The sequence below is a fragment of the Caulobacter sp. SRI_014 genome (genome assembly GCF_057586315.1).
Map to the genome: position 1 here is coordinate 88,010 of NZ_JBYCZQ010000009.1, position 16,917 is coordinate 104,926.

15 protein-coding genes are annotated in these 16,917 nt (G+C 68.3%); 5 read left to right on the forward strand and 10 right to left on the reverse strand.

Annotated elements, in window-relative coordinates:
* Positions 1-34: 34 nt before the first annotated feature.
* From AC2YG9_RS17890 to AC2YG9_RS17900, 3 genes are read left to right on the forward strand one after another with little or no spacing between them, the layout of a single operon-like run.
* A complete protein-coding gene (locus AC2YG9_RS17890) occupies positions 35-1,249 on the forward strand; it encodes an aromatic ring-hydroxylating oxygenase subunit alpha (protein WP_487299347.1) in 1,215 nt (404 codons plus the stop codon).
* Between the two features lie 9 nt (positions 1,250-1,258).
* Positions 1,259-1,570, forward strand: coding sequence for an NIPSNAP family protein (locus AC2YG9_RS17895; protein WP_487299348.1), 312 nt, complete (start codon positions 1,259-1,261; stop codon positions 1,568-1,570).
* 45 nt (positions 1,571-1,615) lie between these two features.
* On the forward strand, positions 1,616-3,028 hold the full coding sequence (locus AC2YG9_RS17900; RefSeq protein ID WP_487299349.1) for an MFS transporter: 1,413 nt from the start codon (positions 1,616-1,618) through the stop codon (positions 3,026-3,028).
* Here AC2YG9_RS17900 and mmsB read toward each other — a convergent pair.
* The gene (gene mmsB / locus AC2YG9_RS17905) at positions 3,017-3,925 is read right to left on the reverse strand and encodes a 3-hydroxyisobutyrate dehydrogenase (RefSeq protein WP_487299350.1); all 909 of its coding nucleotides are present in this window, start codon (positions 3,923-3,925) and stop codon (positions 3,017-3,019) included. The genes AC2YG9_RS17900 and mmsB overlap by 12 nt on opposite strands.
* A 500-nt stretch (positions 3,926-4,425) precedes the next feature.
* Here mmsB and AC2YG9_RS17910 point away from each other — a divergent pair, with 500 nt between their 5' ends.
* Positions 4,426-5,304, forward strand: coding sequence for an ROK family protein (locus AC2YG9_RS17910; RefSeq protein WP_487299351.1), 879 nt, complete (start codon positions 4,426-4,428; stop codon positions 5,302-5,304).
* Here the strand turns inward: AC2YG9_RS17910 and AC2YG9_RS17915 are convergent.
* From AC2YG9_RS17915 to AC2YG9_RS17955, 9 genes are all read right to left on the reverse strand, one after another.
* Positions 5,301-5,705 carry a YbaN family protein gene (locus AC2YG9_RS17915; RefSeq protein ID WP_487299352.1) on the reverse strand — a complete coding sequence of 135 codons (405 nt, stop codon included), beginning with the start codon at positions 5,703-5,705 and terminating at the stop codon, positions 5,301-5,303. The two genes, AC2YG9_RS17910 and AC2YG9_RS17915, sit on opposite strands and share 4 nt — an antisense overlap.
* Positions 5,706-5,739: 34 nt before the next feature.
* Positions 5,740-7,131, reverse strand: coding sequence for an alkaline phosphatase D family protein (locus tag AC2YG9_RS17920; protein WP_487299353.1), 1,392 nt, complete (start codon positions 7,129-7,131; stop codon positions 5,740-5,742).
* A 10-nt stretch (positions 7,132-7,141) separates the two neighbouring features.
* Positions 7,142-7,933: an inositol monophosphatase family protein gene (locus AC2YG9_RS17925; protein WP_487299354.1), complete on the reverse strand. Its 792-nt coding sequence runs from the start codon at positions 7,931-7,933 to the stop codon at positions 7,142-7,144.
* Positions 7,933-9,282 (reverse strand): MFS transporter, encoded by a 1,350-nt coding sequence (locus AC2YG9_RS17930; protein ID WP_487299355.1) that lies wholly within the window; start codon positions 9,280-9,282, stop codon positions 7,933-7,935. Before AC2YG9_RS17930 ends, AC2YG9_RS17925 begins: the two co-directional genes overlap by 1 nt.
* Before the next feature lie 76 nt (positions 9,283-9,358).
* Positions 9,359-10,162, reverse strand: coding sequence for a 5-deoxy-glucuronate isomerase (gene iolB, locus AC2YG9_RS17935; RefSeq protein ID WP_487299356.1), 804 nt, complete (start codon positions 10,160-10,162; stop codon positions 9,359-9,361).
* Positions 10,163-10,165: 3 nt separating this feature from the next.
* Positions 10,166-11,065, reverse strand: a complete 900-nt coding sequence (gene iolE / locus AC2YG9_RS17940) for a myo-inosose-2 dehydratase (protein ID WP_487299357.1) — start codon at positions 11,063-11,065, stop codon at positions 10,166-10,168.
* Between the two features lie 2 nt (positions 11,066-11,067).
* Complete coding sequence (iolD, locus tag AC2YG9_RS17945) at positions 11,068-12,906, reverse strand: 3D-(3,5/4)-trihydroxycyclohexane-1,2-dione acylhydrolase (decyclizing) (protein ID WP_487299358.1); 1,839 nt, start codon at positions 12,904-12,906, stop codon at positions 11,068-11,070.
* The gene (locus tag AC2YG9_RS17950; protein ID WP_487299359.1) at positions 12,903-14,828 is read right to left on the reverse strand and encodes a bifunctional 5-dehydro-2-deoxygluconokinase/5-dehydro-2-deoxyphosphogluconate aldolase; all 1,926 of its coding nucleotides are present in this window, start codon (positions 14,826-14,828) and stop codon (positions 12,903-12,905) included. Before AC2YG9_RS17950 ends, iolD begins: the two co-directional genes overlap by 4 nt.
* A gap of 103 nt (positions 14,829-14,931) precedes the next feature.
* Positions 14,932-15,795: a MurR/RpiR family transcriptional regulator gene (locus AC2YG9_RS17955; RefSeq protein WP_487299360.1), complete on the reverse strand. Its 864-nt coding sequence runs from the start codon at positions 15,793-15,795 to the stop codon at positions 14,932-14,934.
* Between the two features lie 137 nt (positions 15,796-15,932).
* Here AC2YG9_RS17955 and AC2YG9_RS17960 point away from each other — a divergent pair, with 137 nt between their 5' ends.
* Positions 15,933-16,913 (forward strand): Gfo/Idh/MocA family protein, encoded by a 981-nt coding sequence (locus AC2YG9_RS17960; RefSeq protein WP_487299361.1) that lies wholly within the window; start codon positions 15,933-15,935, stop codon positions 16,911-16,913.
* Positions 16,914-16,917: the final 4 nt, after the last annotated feature.

Consider the following 16,917-nt stretch of genomic DNA (forward strand, 5'->3'; position numbering starts at 1 on the left):
CGAAAGGTCCCGCCGACCCCAGATGGAGTCCGTCATGTCCGACACTCTCGATATCCCCGCGAAGCCCGACGCGGCGACCGCCGCCACCGACGCCATGCGACAACTCGAGCGTCGGGCCGTGGCCCATCTGGCGGCCGGCGGGACCACCGACCAGGCGCCTGAAGCCATGCTGCTCTCGCCGAGTGAATACACCGACCCGGCGCGGTTCGAGGCCGAACGCCGCGAGCTGTTCGGCAAGGCGCCGCTGTTGGCAGGCCTGAGCTGCGAGGTGGCCGAGCCCGGCGATGTGCTTCTGTTCGACAACGCCGGCCCCGGCATCCTCATCGTGCGCAACCGCGAGGGAAGGCTGAACGCCTTCCTGAACATGTGCACCCACCGCGCGGCCCGGCTGGCCCTGGATTGTTCGCGGCGCAAGCTGCTGGTCTGCCCCTTCCACGCCTGGAGCTTCGACCTGGACGGCCGGCTGGTCGCCCTTCCCGGCGAGGACAGCTTCGCCACCATCGACCGCTCGACCCGAGGCCTGGTCAAGGTTCCGGTCGGCGAGTGGGGCGGCATGGTCTTCGTCAAGGCCTACGCCGGCGAGGAACAGATCGATGTTGAAGCCTGGCTCGGCGATATGGGGCCCGAACTACTGCGGCTCAATCTGGCCGGCGCCAAGCTGATCAAGCACAGCCGCGTTGATGTCGAGGCCAACTGGAAGTACGCGCTCGACACCTATGGCGAGGGCTACCACTTCGGGGCGCTGCACCCGACGACCTTCGGCACCACCACCATCTCCAACGTCATCCTCTGCGACACCTTCGGGCCCCACTACCGGGTCAACTTCACCAACGTCGGCTACCGCGATCTGGTCGGGGTGGACGAGAAGGACTGGCCGACCACGCCCTACGGCGGAAGCCACATGGTGTTCCCCAACTCCATCGTCTACGGCGCGCCGATGGAGGGCGGGGGCAGCATGGTGGGCATGTACCGGCTCTACCCCGGCGACGCGCCCGGCAAGTCGTTCACCGTCATGTCGACCTATCGCGGCGCCGACCTGCCGGCCGAGACCGCCGACGCGGTGCTCGAGGGCGCCCACGACTTCATCCAGCATGTGGTGACCACCGAGGACTACAGCGTCTCCAGGGAAGGCCAGCGCAACATGGAGCATGCTCCGCCCGGCTTCAGGGTCGTCTTCGGCCGCAATGAGAAGGCCCTGCAGAACACCCATCGCCACATCGCCGACGCCATCGGCATGCCGGTCGAATAGGGAACGCTCATGTCGGTCTTCGTTCATGTGACGCTGGAAGTGCACGCAGCCGGCCTTGGCCGGTTCCTCGAGGGCATGGAGAAGACCGCCGTTCCCTTCCTGGAAAGCCAGGGCTGGCGGCTGGCCGGCGCCTTCGTGCAGCGAACCGGGCGGCTCGGCAGCGTCATCGACCTCTGGGAGCTGGATGACTTCCAGCATTTCGACACGGGTCTGCAGGCCTTCATGGCGCAGGACAGCTTCCCGGCCTTCCAGGCGATGCTGGCCGAGACGGTGATCAGCGAGACCATCGTCTTCGCCAACAAGGCCTCCTACATGCGGTGAGCCGCCCGGCCGCCGTTCAACACCAAGAGAACGGAAACCACGCGCATGGCAGACATCCAGACAGCGGCGCCCGGCGCGCCCTCGCGGCTGTTGGCCATCACCCTGTTGATGGGGCTGGCGCAGCTGGTCATCACCTCCGACTTCTCGATCGTCAGCGTCGCCCTGCCGAGCATCGGCCGTTCGCTCGGCATCGAGCCGGCCCTGCTGTCCTGGGTGGTCTCGGCCCACAGCGTGGTGTTCGCCGGCTTCCTGATCATCGGCGGGCGGCTGACAGACGCCTTTGGGCATCGGCGCTGCCTGGCCTGGGGGCTGGCGCTGTTCGCGGCCGGCTCGCTGCTGTCGGGGCTGAGCCTCGACATCTGGACCCTGATCGCCGCCCGCTGCCTGCAGGGGCTGGGCGCGGCGCTGATCTCGCCGGCCAGCTTCTCGCTGATCCACGGCTACCTGCCGGAGGGGCCGGCCCGCCATCGGGCGCTCGGCGTCTTCGCCATCATGCAGGGCCTGTCGGTGATCATCGGCCTGCTGCTCGGCGGCTGGCTGACCACCCAGCTGGGCTGGCGGGCGGTGTTCTTCGTCAGCCTGCCGATCGTCGCCGGCTGCCTGGCCCTGACCGCCGCCGTCCTGCCGCGCACCGCCCCGGCGAAGGGCTCCGGCGCCCTGGACGACATGGGCGGCGCGGTGCTGATCGCCGGCTCCACGGGCCTGCTGCTGTCGGCTCTCTCCCATCTGGGCGAGCATGGCCTCAGCTCGCCGCTCGGGGCCGGGCTGCTGGTCGCGGCGGTGGCCGGTTTCGGCCTCTTCGTCCGGCGCCAGGCGCGGCATCCCTCGCCGTTGATGCCACTGAGCATCTTCCGGACCGAGAACCTGCCGGGCGGAGCCCTGGCCCTGATGGCCCTGATCGCCGGCTTCGGCGGCTATTTCGTGCTGACCAGCCTCTACCTGCAGAACGGCCTGCGCTTCTCGGCCGCCATCGCCGGCGTGGCGATGACGCCGATCGCCCTGGCCACCATCGCCGCCGGCCCCTGCGCGCCGTTCCTGATGAAGCGCCTGCCGCTGCGCACCCTGGCCATCGGCGGCCTGTCGCTGCAGCTCTGCGGCCTGATTGGCCTTTGTCTGGTCGCGCCGCTGGGCCAGTACCTCCCCGTCGTATCCCTGGCCTTCGTGGCGGTGTTCGGCAGCACCAGCGCCTTCGTCGCCCTGATGGGGCTGGCCCTGGAAAAAGTCCCGGCCCAGAGCCAGGGCGCGGCCTCCGGCCTCCTGTTCACCGCCCAGCAGATCGGCCTGCCGGCCGGCGTGGTCATCACCCTGGCCCTGTTCACCCTGCTGCCCGGCGCCTTGGCTGCCTACGGCCTCGCCTACCTGGCCCCGGCGACCATCGTCGCCCTTGGCCTCGGCGCCCTGGTGCTGATGACCCGACGGGGCCCGCCGACGGCTCCGTCCACCGGGCTAGGCGCCTAGCTCGCCCAGTTTTCCCCGCATCAGCTGCAGCACAGCCGAGAAGTCCTTCTGGCCGAAGCCCAGGCCGTCGAACATGGCATAGAGGGCCTCGGCCTGTGCGCCCATCGGGGTGGTGGCGTTGGCCTTGGCGGCCGCGTCCTGAGCCAGTTTCAGGTCCTTGAGCATCAGGGCGGTGAGGAAGCCGCCCTCGTAGTTGCGGTTCGACGGCGCCGATTCCACCGGCCCCGGCCAGGGGCAGTAGGTGGTCAGGCTCCAGCATTGGCCGGAGGACTTCGAGGCGATGTCGAAGAACTTCGTGGGGTCGAGGCCCAGCTTCTCGGCCAGGGCCAGGGATTCGCAGACGCCCAGCATCGAGACGCCCAGCAGCATGTTGTTGCAGATCTTGGCCGCCTGGCCGGCCCCGAGTTCACCGGCGTGGAAGATGGCGCGGGCCATGGGCTGCAGGGCCTCTTCGAAGGCCGGGTAGTCGGCCTCGTCGCAGCCGACCATGAAGGCCAGGGTGCCGGCGTCGGCGGCCATGATGCCGCCGCTGACCGGGGCGTCGCCGAAGCGGAAGCCGGCCGCCTTGGCCAGGGCGCCGACGGCGCGGGCGCTGTCGACGTCGATGGTCGAGCAGTCGATAAGCAGGGCCGATTTCGGGGCGTTGGGCAGGATGTCCTTCTCATAGACCTCCCGCACATGCTTGCCGGCCGGCAGCATGGTGATGACGATGTCCGCGTCCTTGACCGCCTCGGCGACCGAGGCCGAGGGCGAGCAGCCGTGGGCCAGGGCCTTGTCGAGCGCGGCCGCCGACAGGTCGAAGGCGGCGACGTGGCGGTCGGCCTTCACCTGGTTGGACGCCATGCCGGCGCCCATGTTGCCGACGCCGATGAAGGCGGTCCTCTGTTTGCGGTTCATTGTTGAACATCTCCCGGTCGTTGCTTGCTTGGGCGGGCGTGCGGGCGGGATGGCGCCTTGCACGGGCCTAGCAGCCAGACGGCCCCGCAGGATCTGCATTCTTGAAGGGCGCAACATGCGATTTTGCAGATCGCCGATGCGCTGAATCAATCCGCCCGCGGCCGCCACGAAGGACGGATGGTGGAGATGCGTCGTCGTATGGCGGCGCTCGGCCTGTTCCGACAAATGAAACCCCGGCCGAAGCGGGGACGACCGGGCCTGCCTGAGGGATCGGGAGAGAACGGCCAAACCATCAGACTATAGCCAAGCTGGTTTGATAGCCGGCCAAGCGGCGCCGGGCCGGGGCGACAGCCGTTGGCGCGACAATCGGCTTGCATCGCGCGAGTTTGTCCGCGAAGCCTCGCCGGCCAGCAGCGTCTATCCTCTGATGGCAGCGTTCGAGCAGCTGGCGGCCTCGGCCGCCGCCGGGCGGATTCCCGGCCTTCTGGACTGGACTTGCGATGACCCGCCTCTTCGCTGCCATCGAGACCGGCGGCACCAAGATCGTCTGCCGGGTGAGTGACGCACAGGGTCATCTGATCGGCGAGACCCGCCTGCCCACGACGACGCCGGCGGCCGTGTTCGGCGAGCTGGGCGAGGCCATCGCCGGTCTGGTCGGCGACAACACACTGGCCGCCATCGGCATCGCCAGCTTCGGACCCGTGCGCATCGACCCCGCCGCGCCAGACTATGGCGTCATGCTGGCCACGCCCAAGCCCGGCTGGTCCGGGTTCAACATGGTGGCTGCGCTCAAGCGTTTCGGCGTGCCCATCGTCATCGACACCGACGTCAATGCCGCCGCCCTGGCCGAACAGGCCTCGGGCGCCGGCAAGGGCGCGCGCGCGGTGGCCTATGTCACCGTCGGCACTGGCATCGGCGGCGGCCTGGCCCTGGACGGAGTGACCTTGAAGGGGGCCCTGCATCCGGAGATCGGCCACCTGCCCGTCCGCCGTCTGGCCGGCGATGACATCGCCAGCCGCTGCCCGTTCCACGCGTCCTGCGTCGAGGGTCTGGCGGCGGGGCCGGCGGTTGGGGCTCGCCTGGCGGCCGGCGAGCGGCTGGCGGACCGCCCGGATGTGGCGGCCATCGTCACCGACTACCTGGGCCAGCTGTGCGCCAGCCTGGTCATGGCCTGGTCGCCGGACCGCATCGTGCTGGGCGGCGGGGTGTTGACCGGCTCGGGCCTGGCCCAGGTCATCGCCGAGCGGATGCTGGCCGAGATCGGTGACTACGGCGTCGCCGACGCCGTGCGCCGGTCGGGCTTCCTGGCCCATGCGGCGCTGGAGCATGCAGGACTGGAAGGCGCGCTGATCCTGGCGAGGCAAGCCACAGAGATCTAGGCCGAGGGCCGGGTGACAATGTAGGCGAACACCGCCAGCAGCAGGATAGCGACGCCGCCGACCACCCAGGGATTGCGATAGGTCAGGGCCAACGCCGTCCAGCTGCCACCCATGGCCAGGCCTGACGCCACCTTGCCGGCGACGGGAATGGCCTGCCGCTCTTCCCAGGCGATTAGCAGCGGTCCGAACTTGCGATGGCGGCGAAGGCGCTCGGCCCACTCCGGCGCGCTGGCGGTGAAGGCCCACAGGGCGATCAGCAGGAAGGGCGTGGTCGGCAGCAGCGGCAGAAAGACCCCGGCCGTCGCCAGCCCGACCATGACGCTCCCCAGGCCGCGCAACAGGTAGCGCTTCACCGGGCTCATCGGCTTTGGCCGGGGTTCAGGCGTCTCGGGCGCGGTCATCGGGGCCGCACCCTAGGCGAAGTCGGCGCAAGCGTCAGGCGCCCCTGGCCTGGCGCCGCTTCATCTCGTCCTTGTCGATCTTGGCCGCCCAGGTGGAGACGCCGTTCTTCAGGTCGGCGGGGGTGAGGACCAGCGGCTCCCACAGCGGCGCTCCGACGACATTGTGCAGGTTGAGGGTCAGGGTCGGCGTCTCGCCCATCTGGAAGTCGAGGATGCCGAAACAGACAGTCTTTCCCCAGACCGGCCGCATGCGGACCTCCGGCGTCTGTTCCCAGAAGTCGTTGTCCGGGACCTGGGCCAGGGGTGATGAGCAGAAGTCGTAGAGGTCGTAGCCGCCCTTCTCCGACCAGGGGATGCAGTTGAGCTCGCCCATGTGGGTGTCGCCACTGAGCAGAACCACGCCCTCGATCCTGGCATCGCGGATGTAGTCGAAAATCTCATTCCGCTCGTGGCGGTAGGAGGTCCAGCTGTCGCTGCCGGTCTCGGCGAAGGACCAGCCGACGCCGCAGACGATGATTTTGAACGGGGCCTTGCTGGCCTTCAGCGCCGCCTTCAGCCAGGCCTTCTGGCCGGCCCCGAGCATGGTCTTGGCCGGGTTGTCGGGAACGCCCGTCGGGTCGCGGTGGTAGCGGTCGTCGAGGAAGAAGAAGTCGACGCCACCGTGGCTGTGCTGGAAAAAGACGCCGGGCGTCTGGGGTGTGCCGGCCGACGGGTTGGCCCAGTACTGCTTGAACAGGGCCAGGGACTGCTCGCGGATCGGGTTGTTCTTGTCCCCGTCGTTGTAGGCGTAGTCGTGGTCGTCCCACACGGCCAGCTGAGGCGTGGTGCGGGTCAGGGGCAGCAGGCGCTCGACACTGCGCTGGCGCCGGTAGAGGTCGGCAATCCCCGATGGCTCGGTGGTGTCGGCGTAGATGTTGTCGCCCAGCCAGAAGAACAGGTCCGGCTCCTGGTCGACCACGGCGTTGAAGATCTTCTGGTCGGCGTCGTACTGGATGCGGCAGCAGCTGCCGAACCCGACGCGGAAGTTCGCCGGCCCCTTGGGCGCGGTGCGGGTCTTGAACGGGACCGGCTGATAACGGTCCGCCTTCCCGGCGATCTTGAGGCGGTAATAGTACTGGGTGGCAGGCTGCAGGCCGGTGACGCTCAACACCACGCAGAAGTCGTTGTCGGCGCTGGCGGTGACCGGCGCGGACTTGATCGGAGCCTTGAAATAGCGGTCAGGGCTGGCCTCGACCATGACCTCGAAGGCGCCGCTGACCCGGGCCCAGATGGTGATGTGGTCCGGGCCGCCGGGGCCCACCATCGGGCCTTCCAGGCAGCGGGGATAGCCCAGCACTTGGGCGAATGCACGCGGCGCGCTGGCGATCAGGGCGGCAAGAGTCGTGGCGCCGAAGAAGCCTCGGCGGCCAATACGCGGTCCGGTCATGGGAACTCCCCTACAAAGGTCGGATGGCTTCGAGGATCTGGTCGTGGAGGATGGCGTTGGTCCCCAGGACCGTGCCGTTGTGCAGGTCGAGGTCGCGACCGAGGGTGTCGCTGACCGTCCCGCCGGCCTCGCGCACCAGGATGACGCCGGCGCCCATATCCCAGGCGCTGACCTTCTGTTCCCAGTAGGCCTCAAACCGCCCTGCCGCGACCCAGGCCAGATCGATGGCGCCGGCCCCGAGGCGGCGAATGCCGGCCACGCGGTTGGTCAGGGCGGCCATCTCGTTGCGGAACCGCTCGTGCTCGGGCTTGGCGGCGAAGGGGATGCCGACGGCGAGGACAGCGTCTTCCAGCCTGTCGCGGGTCGAGACGTGGATCTGGCGGTCGTTGAGGAAGGCGCCCTGCCCGGTCTCTGCGCGGAACATCTCGTTCAAGGCGGGGCAGTATGTGACGCCGGCGATGACCTCGCCCTGGCGGGTGAGCGCGATATTGACGGCCCACAGCGGCGTGTTGGTCAGGAAGTTGGTGGTGCCGTCCAAGGGATCGACGACCCAGACGTGATCCGGGTCTGAGCCCGGGATCAGGCCGCCCTCTTCGCCGAGAAAACCGTAGGTCGGGGCAAAAGCCTCCAGGTGGCGGCGGACGGTCTCTTCGGCCTTGACGTCGGCGGCCGAGAAGAAGTCCGAGACGCCTTTTCGCTCGATGGTCAGGGTTGCAAGCGTCCGTTGATCGGCGACGAGGCCGGCGCCGGCGTCCTGAGCGGCCGCCAACATGGCGGCGATAGTCTTGGAGGGCTGGCTCATCAGTCTCTCAGCTTCACGTTCCAGAGGCTGGTCGCGAGGATCAGCGAGGCGACCGAGCAGCCGATCCAGAACAGGATCGAGGGGCCGAAGTCGTAGTGTTTGACCCCGTCGATGGTCTTCATGCCGGCCTCGATAAGGCCGCCGGAGATGTTTTCCTGGATGGCGGCGCCGATGTAGCTGAACACCCCGATCATGCCGAGCGCGGCGCCCGACACCCGCTTGGGACAGATGTCGGTGGCGAAGAGGCCGCCGACCGAGGTCACCAGGCCGGTGAGGCCGAGACCGAACAGGGCCAGGCCGAAGGACAGCACCCAGACGTTGGTCGGTCCGAAGAAGATGATCAGCAGGCCGGCAATCTCCATCAGACCGAAGATCAGGTTGGCCGGGGGGCGGCGGGCCTTGAAGAACTTATCGCTGATGTAGCCGAAGGCCACCGCGCCGAGGATGCCGGTGACGGTGTTTATGGTCAGCAGGCTGGTCGCCTCGACCAGGGAGTAGCCACGGCCTTCCTGCAGGTAGAGGACGCCCCAGCTGTTGATGGCGTAGCGGGTTACGTACATCAGGGCGCTGGAGACGGCGAGCACCCAGACTGCCGGGATGGCGAGGATGGAGAGCTGGGTCTTCCACAGGCTGGTGGTCGGCGGGGGCGGTGCGGCCTGATCCCATTCATCATGGCGCCAGACGGCGACCTTGGGCAGGCCGAAGGTCTGGGGACGATCCTTCATCAGCCACAGGCAACCGAGCGCGGTGACCACGCAGAGCGCGCCCGGGCCCCAGAAGCCGGCCCGCCAGCCGAGCGCCGAGACCAGCGCCCCGGTGACCAGGAAGGTCAGACCCTCGCCGATCGAATGGGCCGTGCTCCAGATGCCGTAGAAACGGCCCCGCTCATGGTTGGAGAACCAGTGCGACAGTCCGACGACGCTGGCCGGGGCGCCGAAGGACTGGAACCAGCCATTGAGGCCCCAGAGCGCCACCGCCACCCAGAGAATAATGTTGAATCCCATGCCGATGTTGACCAGGGCCGAGATCAGGATCCCGAAGGCCAGAAACATGCGCGGGTTGAGGTGGTCGGACAGGAAGCCGTTGGTCAGCTTGCCGAACGCGTAGGTGTAGAAGAAGGCCGAGCCGATCAGGCCCAGTTCCGCCGGCGAGAAGATGCCGGCATCGATCAGCGGCTTCTTCACGACGCCCAGCGCCAGGCGGCAGGTGTAGGCCAGGCCGTAGCCGCCGGTGATGGCCAGCATGACCATCAGCCGGTTATGGCGGAAGATCTTGTCGATCTGCTCCCGGTCGGTCAGCGGCGGGGCGTCCGGCCCCGGCGCGAAGGCCCTCATCAGATTGCTGAACACTCTGCCGTCCCTCCCCGATTTTCTTCCTGGCCGCCCATTCAAGGGGCTTGGACCATGCATCTGTGACAGTCCGGTCTCAGGTCTTCCTGGCGATCCAGTCGTGGTCCGGGTCATTGCGGAAGATCCACTGCCGCTTCGGTCCGGCCATGACGTTCAGATAGTAGAGGTCGTAGCCGTGGGGGGCGCCCACGGGGTGATAGCCGCGCGGCACCATGACCACGTCGCCGTCCTGCACGCAGACCGTCTCGTCGAGGCTGCGGTCGTCGGTGTAGACGCGCTGGAAGGCGAAGCCCTGCGGCGGGCTTAGGCGGTGGTAGTAGGTCTCTTCGAGCGCCGTTTCCTCGCCGGCCGTGGCGGTGTCGTGCTTGTGCGGCGGATAGCTGGACCAGTGGCCGCCCGGGGTGATGACCTCGACGACCAGCAGGCTGTCGGCGGGTTCTGTCTCGGGCAGGATGTTGCGGACGTAGCGCGTATTGGTCCCCTGCCCGCGCACCTCGCGGCTCATCTTCTCAGGCGCGATGACGCGCGAGGCGCCCTCCCCCGTGCCCGGGGCCGAACAGACGGCCAGTTCGACGCCGCCCCCGGCGGTCACTGACCAGGCCTGGCCGGCAGGGACGTAGACGGCGGCGGGGGCGGCGTCTTCGAAGACGCTGGCGCGGCCGCCGAGGCCCTTGTGGGTTTCCGTACCGACGGTGATGTCGGCCTTGCCGGTCAGGACGACGAGGCAGGTTTCGCGCATCCCGGCGGCTTCACCGGCGGACTGGCCGGCCGCGAGGTTGACGACCTTGAAGCCGACATGGTCCCACCCGGCGCTCTGGGGCGTGACTTCCAGCACGGTGCCGGCGGCGTCGGGAGCGTGGGGACGGACGAGCAGGGTCATATCTTAAGCCGCCTTCTTCAGGCCGGCGGCTTCGGCCTCGCGCTCAAGCGTTCGCAAGCCCAGGTCGGCGTAGGTCTTGGGGTCGGCCAGGGCCGGGTCCTGCTCGGCCTCGATGATGATCCAGCCGCTGTAGCCGATGTCCGACAGGGCCCGCATGATCTTCGCATAGTCGAGGCCGCCATCGCCGGGGACCGTGAACATCCCGGCCAGCACGCCGTCGAGGAAGCTCGCGCCCGCCTCAAGCACCTGTTTGTGGGTGGCGCGGCGGATGTCCTTGCAGTGGACGTGGGCGATGCGGTCGGGGTGGTTCTTGATCACCTCGGCGGGGTTGATGCCGCCGAGGGCCGCGTGGCCGGTGTCCAAGGTCAGGCCGACATTGGGGCCGGTATGGCGGATGAAGGCGTCGAGGTCGTCAGCCCGCTCGACGACGGTGCCCAGGTGATGGTGGTAGGCGAAGCGCAGGCCCTGGGCGGTGATGTAATCGGCAACCCTGGTCAGGCGTTCGCCGAACTGTTTCCAGCCGGCTTCGTCGAGCATCGGGGTGTCGGTCATCGGCACCGAACGGGCGCCGTGGATGGCGTTGGAGGTCTCGGCGTGGACGAAGACGGTGCTGCCGAGCGCCTTGAGCAGGGCCAGGTGGTCCTGCAGGGCGGCGATCTCGGCGTCGGCGTCGTGGATCAGGACGTTGCCGCTGTACCAGCCGCCGACCAGGTCGAGGCCATAGCTGTCGAGCAGGGGTTTGAGGGTCGCCGCATCGCGCGGAAACTTGCCGCCCAGCTCGACGCCGCTGAAACCGACGTCGCGGATGTCGGCCAGGATGGACTCCAGGGGGGTGTCGCCGCCCAGCTCGGGCATGTCGTCGTTGGCCCAGGCGATGGGGCTGACGCCGAAGCGGATGGTCATGATCAATCCCCGGTACGCTGTTGTTTCAACTGGAGTTCGTAAGTTGCGCGGGCGGCGCGGACCTGCTCGCGGTCTGAGACTTCCGGCACGGCCACGTCCCACCAGGTTCCGCCAGCCTCGGTCGAGATGGCCGGGTCGGTGTCGATGACCACCACACTCGTCCGGTCCGCGGCGTAGGCCCGCTTCAGAGCCGGTTCGAGGTCGGCAAAGCCGCTGACCTTCTCGGCCAGGGCGCCGAGGCTGCGGGCGTGGGCGGCGAAGTCGATGTCGGGCAGGATCTCGTGGCGGGTGTCGGCCAGCAGGTTGTTGAACGGGGCGCCGCCAGTCCCGGCCTGCAACCGGCTAATGCAGCCGAAGCCGCGGTTATCGAGCACCACCAGGGTCAGCTTGCGGCCGAGCATCACCGAGGTGGCGATCTCGGAGTTCATCATCAGGTAGCTGCCGTCGCCGACCATGACGATGGTCTCGCGGCCGGGCTCGGCCATCTTAACGCCAAGCCCGCCGGCGATCTCGTAGCCCATGCAGGAGAAGCCGTATTCGACGTGGTAGCCGCCGGGCCGGTGGGTGCGCCACAGCTTGTGCAGTTCGCCCGGCAGGCCGCCGGCGGCGCAGACGACGACGGCGTCCTCGTCGGCCGTGCGCCAGACCGCGCCCAGCACCTGGGCGTCGGACGGCAGGACATTGGCGCCGGGCGCGGCGGTGACGGCGTCGAAGGCGGCGTTCCAGCCTGCGATGGCGGCGCTGTGGTCGACGCCGGCGCGGTAGCCGGACAGGCGCTCGGCGAGCCCTTCCATAACAGTCCGGGCGTCGCCGACCACGGCCAGGGCGCCGTGTTTGGCGGCGTCGAAAGCGGCGACATTGACCTGGACCAGACGGCGGCCGGGAGCGCCGAACAGGGCGCGGGAGCCGGTGGTGAAATCCTGCAGCCGCGTGCCGATGCCGACAATGAGGTCGGCGGCTTCGGCGGCGGCATTGGCGGCGCTCGTGCCCGTGACGCCGACGGCGCCGAGATTGGCGGGGTGATCCCAGGCGAGGCTGCCCTTGCCGCCCTGGGTCTCGACGACAGGGACGCCATGGGTCTCGGCGAAGGCAGCGAGTGCCATCTCGGCCTGGCTGTAGCGGACGCCGCCGCCGGCGACGATCAGCGGCGCCTTGGCGGTGAGCAGCAGGGCAGCCAAATCGTCGAGCTCGCGCGGGTCGGCTGGCTGGCGGCGCTGGCGGTGCAGGCGGCGCTGGAAGAAGGCTTCGGGGTAGTCGTAGGCCTCGGCCTGGACGTCCTGGCAGAAGGCCAGGGTGACCGGGCCGCAATCGGCTGGATCGGTCAGCAGGGCGATGGCGCGCGGCAAGGCGGTGAGCAGCTGCTCCGGACGTGTGATCCGGTCGAAATAGCGGGACACCGGCCGGAAACAGTCGTTGGCGCTGACTGTGCCGTCGCCGAAGTCCTCGATCTGCTGGAGCACGGGGTCAGGCCGGCGGTTGGCGTAGACGTCGCCTGGCAGGAACAAAACCGGCAGGCGATTCACACGGGCCAGGGCGGCAGCGGTCACCATGTTGGTGGCGCCGGGGCCGATGGAGGTGGTGCAGACCATGGCCCGCTGGCGGCGCAACTGCTTGGCGTAGGCGATGGCGGCGTGGGCCATGCCCTGTTCGTTGTGGGCGCGGTAGGTGGGCAGCGTGTCCTGCGCGGCCTGAAGCGCCTCACCCAGACCGGCGACATTGCCATGACCGAAGATGGCCCAGCAGCCGGCGAAGAACGGAACTTCGGCCCCGTCGACCTCGACAAACTGCCGGCCCAGCCAGCAGACAGCGGCCTGGGCGGCCGTCAGACGCACCGTGCTCACGCCGCCCGCTCCCGCGAGCCGCGGGCCAGCCGCCAGGTCTTGGTCAGGGTGTCGAAGCGGGCGGCCATGGCGGCGACGGCCGCGCTGTCGCCCATCCTGCCGGCCAGCCAGTCGCGGGCGACGTCGTAGAAGATGGTCCGGCCGACCGCGAAGCCCTTGATGATCGGGATCTCGGCCGCGACCTTGATGGAGGCCATCAGGTCTTCCATCGGCGCCGACAGGCCGAGCAGGACCACGCCGCGGCACCAGGGATCGTTGCGCTGGATGACGGCCTCGATGTTGCGCCAGGCGGTCACGTCGTCACTCGGCTCCAGCTTCCACCAGTCGGGCTTGATGCCCAGAGCATAGAAGCGTTGCAGACAGTCAGCGATGGTGCCGCTGTCGATGGGCATGCCCTTTGGCGCGATGACCTCGAGCAGGAACTCGTGGCGGGTCTTGCGGCAGGCGTCGGCCAGCCGGACCAGCTGGCGCTCCTGCGCTTCGCGAAGACTGGGCGGGTCTTCCGGATGGTAGAAGACCAGGCATTTGACGACGTGGTTCAGCGGCCATTCGGCCAACTCGGTCGCCACATCGGCCGAGCTTTCGAACTGCAGCGGCCGCGACTGCGGCAGCTCGATGGGGCGGCCGATCCAGTAAGGATAATCGGCGGCTTTCGCGAGCGTATCAAAGCCATAACGGCCGTCGGCCAGGATGCCGAAGCGCGGATCGCCCTTGGCCACCGAATCGACGGCGCGCAGGGCCAGCAGCTTGAAGGCCGGAACGCGGGCCGGGTCGGCGCCGGTCAGGGCGACCAGGTCGTCGAACTGGCTGCGGTGATCAACCGCCAGGACCGTCAGCTCGTTGTGCACCCCGTCGCGGGTGGTGGCCCAGTGGATGTGCTCCAGCTGTTCGTCGTCGCGCAGGCGGAACGGCAGGTCGGTGCGGCCGAGGAAATGCTCCATCTCCGGCCAGGTGGCCATGGCCGGGGCGCAGCCGTGACGGGAGACGACGATGGCCCCGGCGGCGTTGGCGATCTCGCAGCATTTTTCGAGCGGCAGGTCACGCAGCCAGCCGCGCAGGAAGCCGGCCATGAAGGCGTCGCCGGCCCCCAGGACGTTGAACACCTCGATCGGGAATCCACGGCCGAGGATGCCGTCGTCGAGGCTGTCCGGAATGACGCCCGGGAAGGCAGAGCAGCCGTCGGCGCCGCGCTTGCAGACCAGCAGGGCCTGGGTCGAGCGGCGGATGGCGCGCAGGGCGGCGATGGTGTCGGTCGCACCGCCGAGGATGTGGACCTCCTCCTCGGTGCCGACGATCAGATCGCACAGGGGCAGCACCTGCTGAAGCACGGCCGTGACCTTGTCGTTGGCGACGAAGCGGTTCTCACCGGCCTCTTTCGCCGTCAGGCCCCAGAGCACCGGGCGGTAGTCGATGTCGAGGGCGACGCGGGCGCCGTTGGCCTTGGCCAGACCGGCGGCTTTCAGGCTGGCGGCCAGTACTTCGGGTTGCGACAGATGGGTGCCACTGAGCACCACGCAGCGCGCCTTGGCGATCCAGTCAGGATCGACGTCCGCCTCGGTCAGCGCCATGTCCGGCGCGTTGTCTCGATAGAAGATGAGCGGAAAGGTCTCGCGGTCGCGGATGCCGAGGATGACCAGGGCGGTCAGCCGGTCCGGATCGGAGACGACCCCGGTGACATCAACGCCCTCGCGCACCAGCTGTTCGGTGATGAAACGGCCCATATGGTCGGCGCCGACACCGGTGATCAGACCCGCCGTGAGACCCAGGCGCGCGGCGCCGATGGCGGTGTTGGTCGGGCTGCCGCCGACATACTTGGCGAAGGAGGCCATGTCCTCCAGCCGTCCGCCAGCCTGTTGACCATAGAGGTCGACGCTCGAGCGGCCGATGGCGATCAGATCCAGCGTCTTGTCGTGCTGCGCCATGAGGGTCCCAGAAGCGTCGGCGCGACCGTCACGCCTGACAATGCAACGATTATTCTATTCGCTATTTGTTTGCAACATTCATTTCATTCTTGGAATGGACCGATCAGCCGGCCTGGGGCGTGGATTCGAAGGCGAAACCGATGACCAGGGCCTGCGCCAGGCAGATGGAGGCGGCCAGCGAGCGGAAGGAGCGGATTTCCGATTCGCGGACCTGGAGAACCGTCGTGGCGCTCTTGGCGACCGGGCTGACCAGGCTGTCGCTTATCGACAGCACCTTGGCGCCCTTGCCCGCGGCCATCTCGACGGCAGTGACCGTCTCCTCGGCGTAGGGGTGGTAGCTGACCGCAATCAGCAGGTCGCGGTCGCTGATGCCCTGGACCTGCTGGCGGGCGAGGCCGGCGACGCCGTCGATGAACATGGTCCGCTTGCCCAGCTGTTGCAGCGAATAGGCCAGGTAGGACGACACCGGGAAGGCGCGACGGAAGCCGGCGACATAGACGATGTCGGCATCGCGGATCAGGGCGACGGCTTCGGTCATGTCCTTCTCGTCGATGGCCTGACGCAGGTTTTGCAGAGCCAGCATGTTGCCCTCGACGAACTCGCCGAGCAGCTGGGTCCCCGCTCCGCTCTCGCGGCTGTCGACTTCCTGGTTGAAGCGGCGGACCCGCTCGCCATAGCCCAGCGCCGACTGGCCGCTGAGCAGGCCGTCGCGGAAAAGCCGCTGCATCTGGCTGGCGCCCGGATAGCCGAAACTCTTGGCGAAGCGGACGATGGCCGAGGGCTGAACGCCGCTGCGGTCGGCCAGCACGGCGAGGGTTTCGAGCGCCATGTCGTTGGGCTCGTCCAGCACATAGCGGGCGATCTGCTGCAGGCGCTTGCTGAGGCTGTCGTAGCGTTCGAGGATGGCGGCGCGGAGCTCTTCGGCGGTGGCGGGCGGCGGGCCCGTCGGAGTCTCGGAATCGGTCATACCGTGGAAGCGTCCTGCGCGGTTTCGAAGTTAGAATATCCGTTCCAGCCGCGAACACAACGGACGCCGCCCGTTCATTCCAATTCATATTGCGTTCGGAATGTTTGTTCCATAGTACGGGCGTTCGGAGGGTCCTCATGATCAAGATCGCTCAGCTCGGCGCCGGACGGATGGGGTCCATCCACGCCCGCAACGCCGCCGCCAATCCGCGCCTGAACCTGGCGTACCTGGTCGATCCCCGGCCGGAGGTGGCGGGGGACCTGGTGCGCGAGATCGGGGCCGAGCTGACCAGTTTCGAAGCCGTGTTGGCCGATCCGGAGATCAAGGGCGTGATCGTCGCCAGTTCGACCGACGCCCACCTCGACAATGCCCTCGCCTGCCTCAAGGCCGGCAAGATGGTGTTCTGCGAAAAGCCGCTGGACCTCGAACTGGCCCGGCTGGCCCGGCATGAGGCCGACTTTGTCGATGCGCCGATCTTCGTCGCCTTCAACCGCCGCTTCGATCCGCACTTCGCGGCCCTGGCCCGGACGGTGGCCTCGGGCGCCATCGGAACGCTGGAGACCCTGCACCTGATCAACCACGACCCGGCCGCGCCGCCCGCGCACTTCGTGCCGACCAGCGGCGGTCTGTTCAAGGACTTCACCATCCACGACTTCGACGTCGCCGCCTGGCTGGTCGGCGAGCCGTTCAGCGAGATTTTCGCCTTCGCCAGCTGCCTGGTCGATCCGATGATCGGGGAGCTGGGCGATGTTGACACCGCCCGGGTGATCCTCAAGACCGCGACCGGCAAGATCGTCATGATCAGCAACACCCGCCGCAGCGGCTGCGGCTACGACCAGCGGATCGAGGCCTTCGGATCCAGCGGCATGGCCACGGCGGGCAATCCGACACCCACGACCTTGGCGCGCTGGACCGAAGGCGGCGAGGGCTCGGATGCCCTCTTTCCCGGCTTCATGAGCCGCTACGCCGGCGCCTATGCCGCCGAGATGGACCACTTCGCCGACATGCTGGAAGGCAAGGCGACGTCCGCCGCCGGCTATGAGGCCAGCGTCGCCTCCCTGAAACTGGCCGAGGCCGCCGCCCTGTCGGTGGCCACCGGGGCCCCGGTCAAACTGTAAGGTT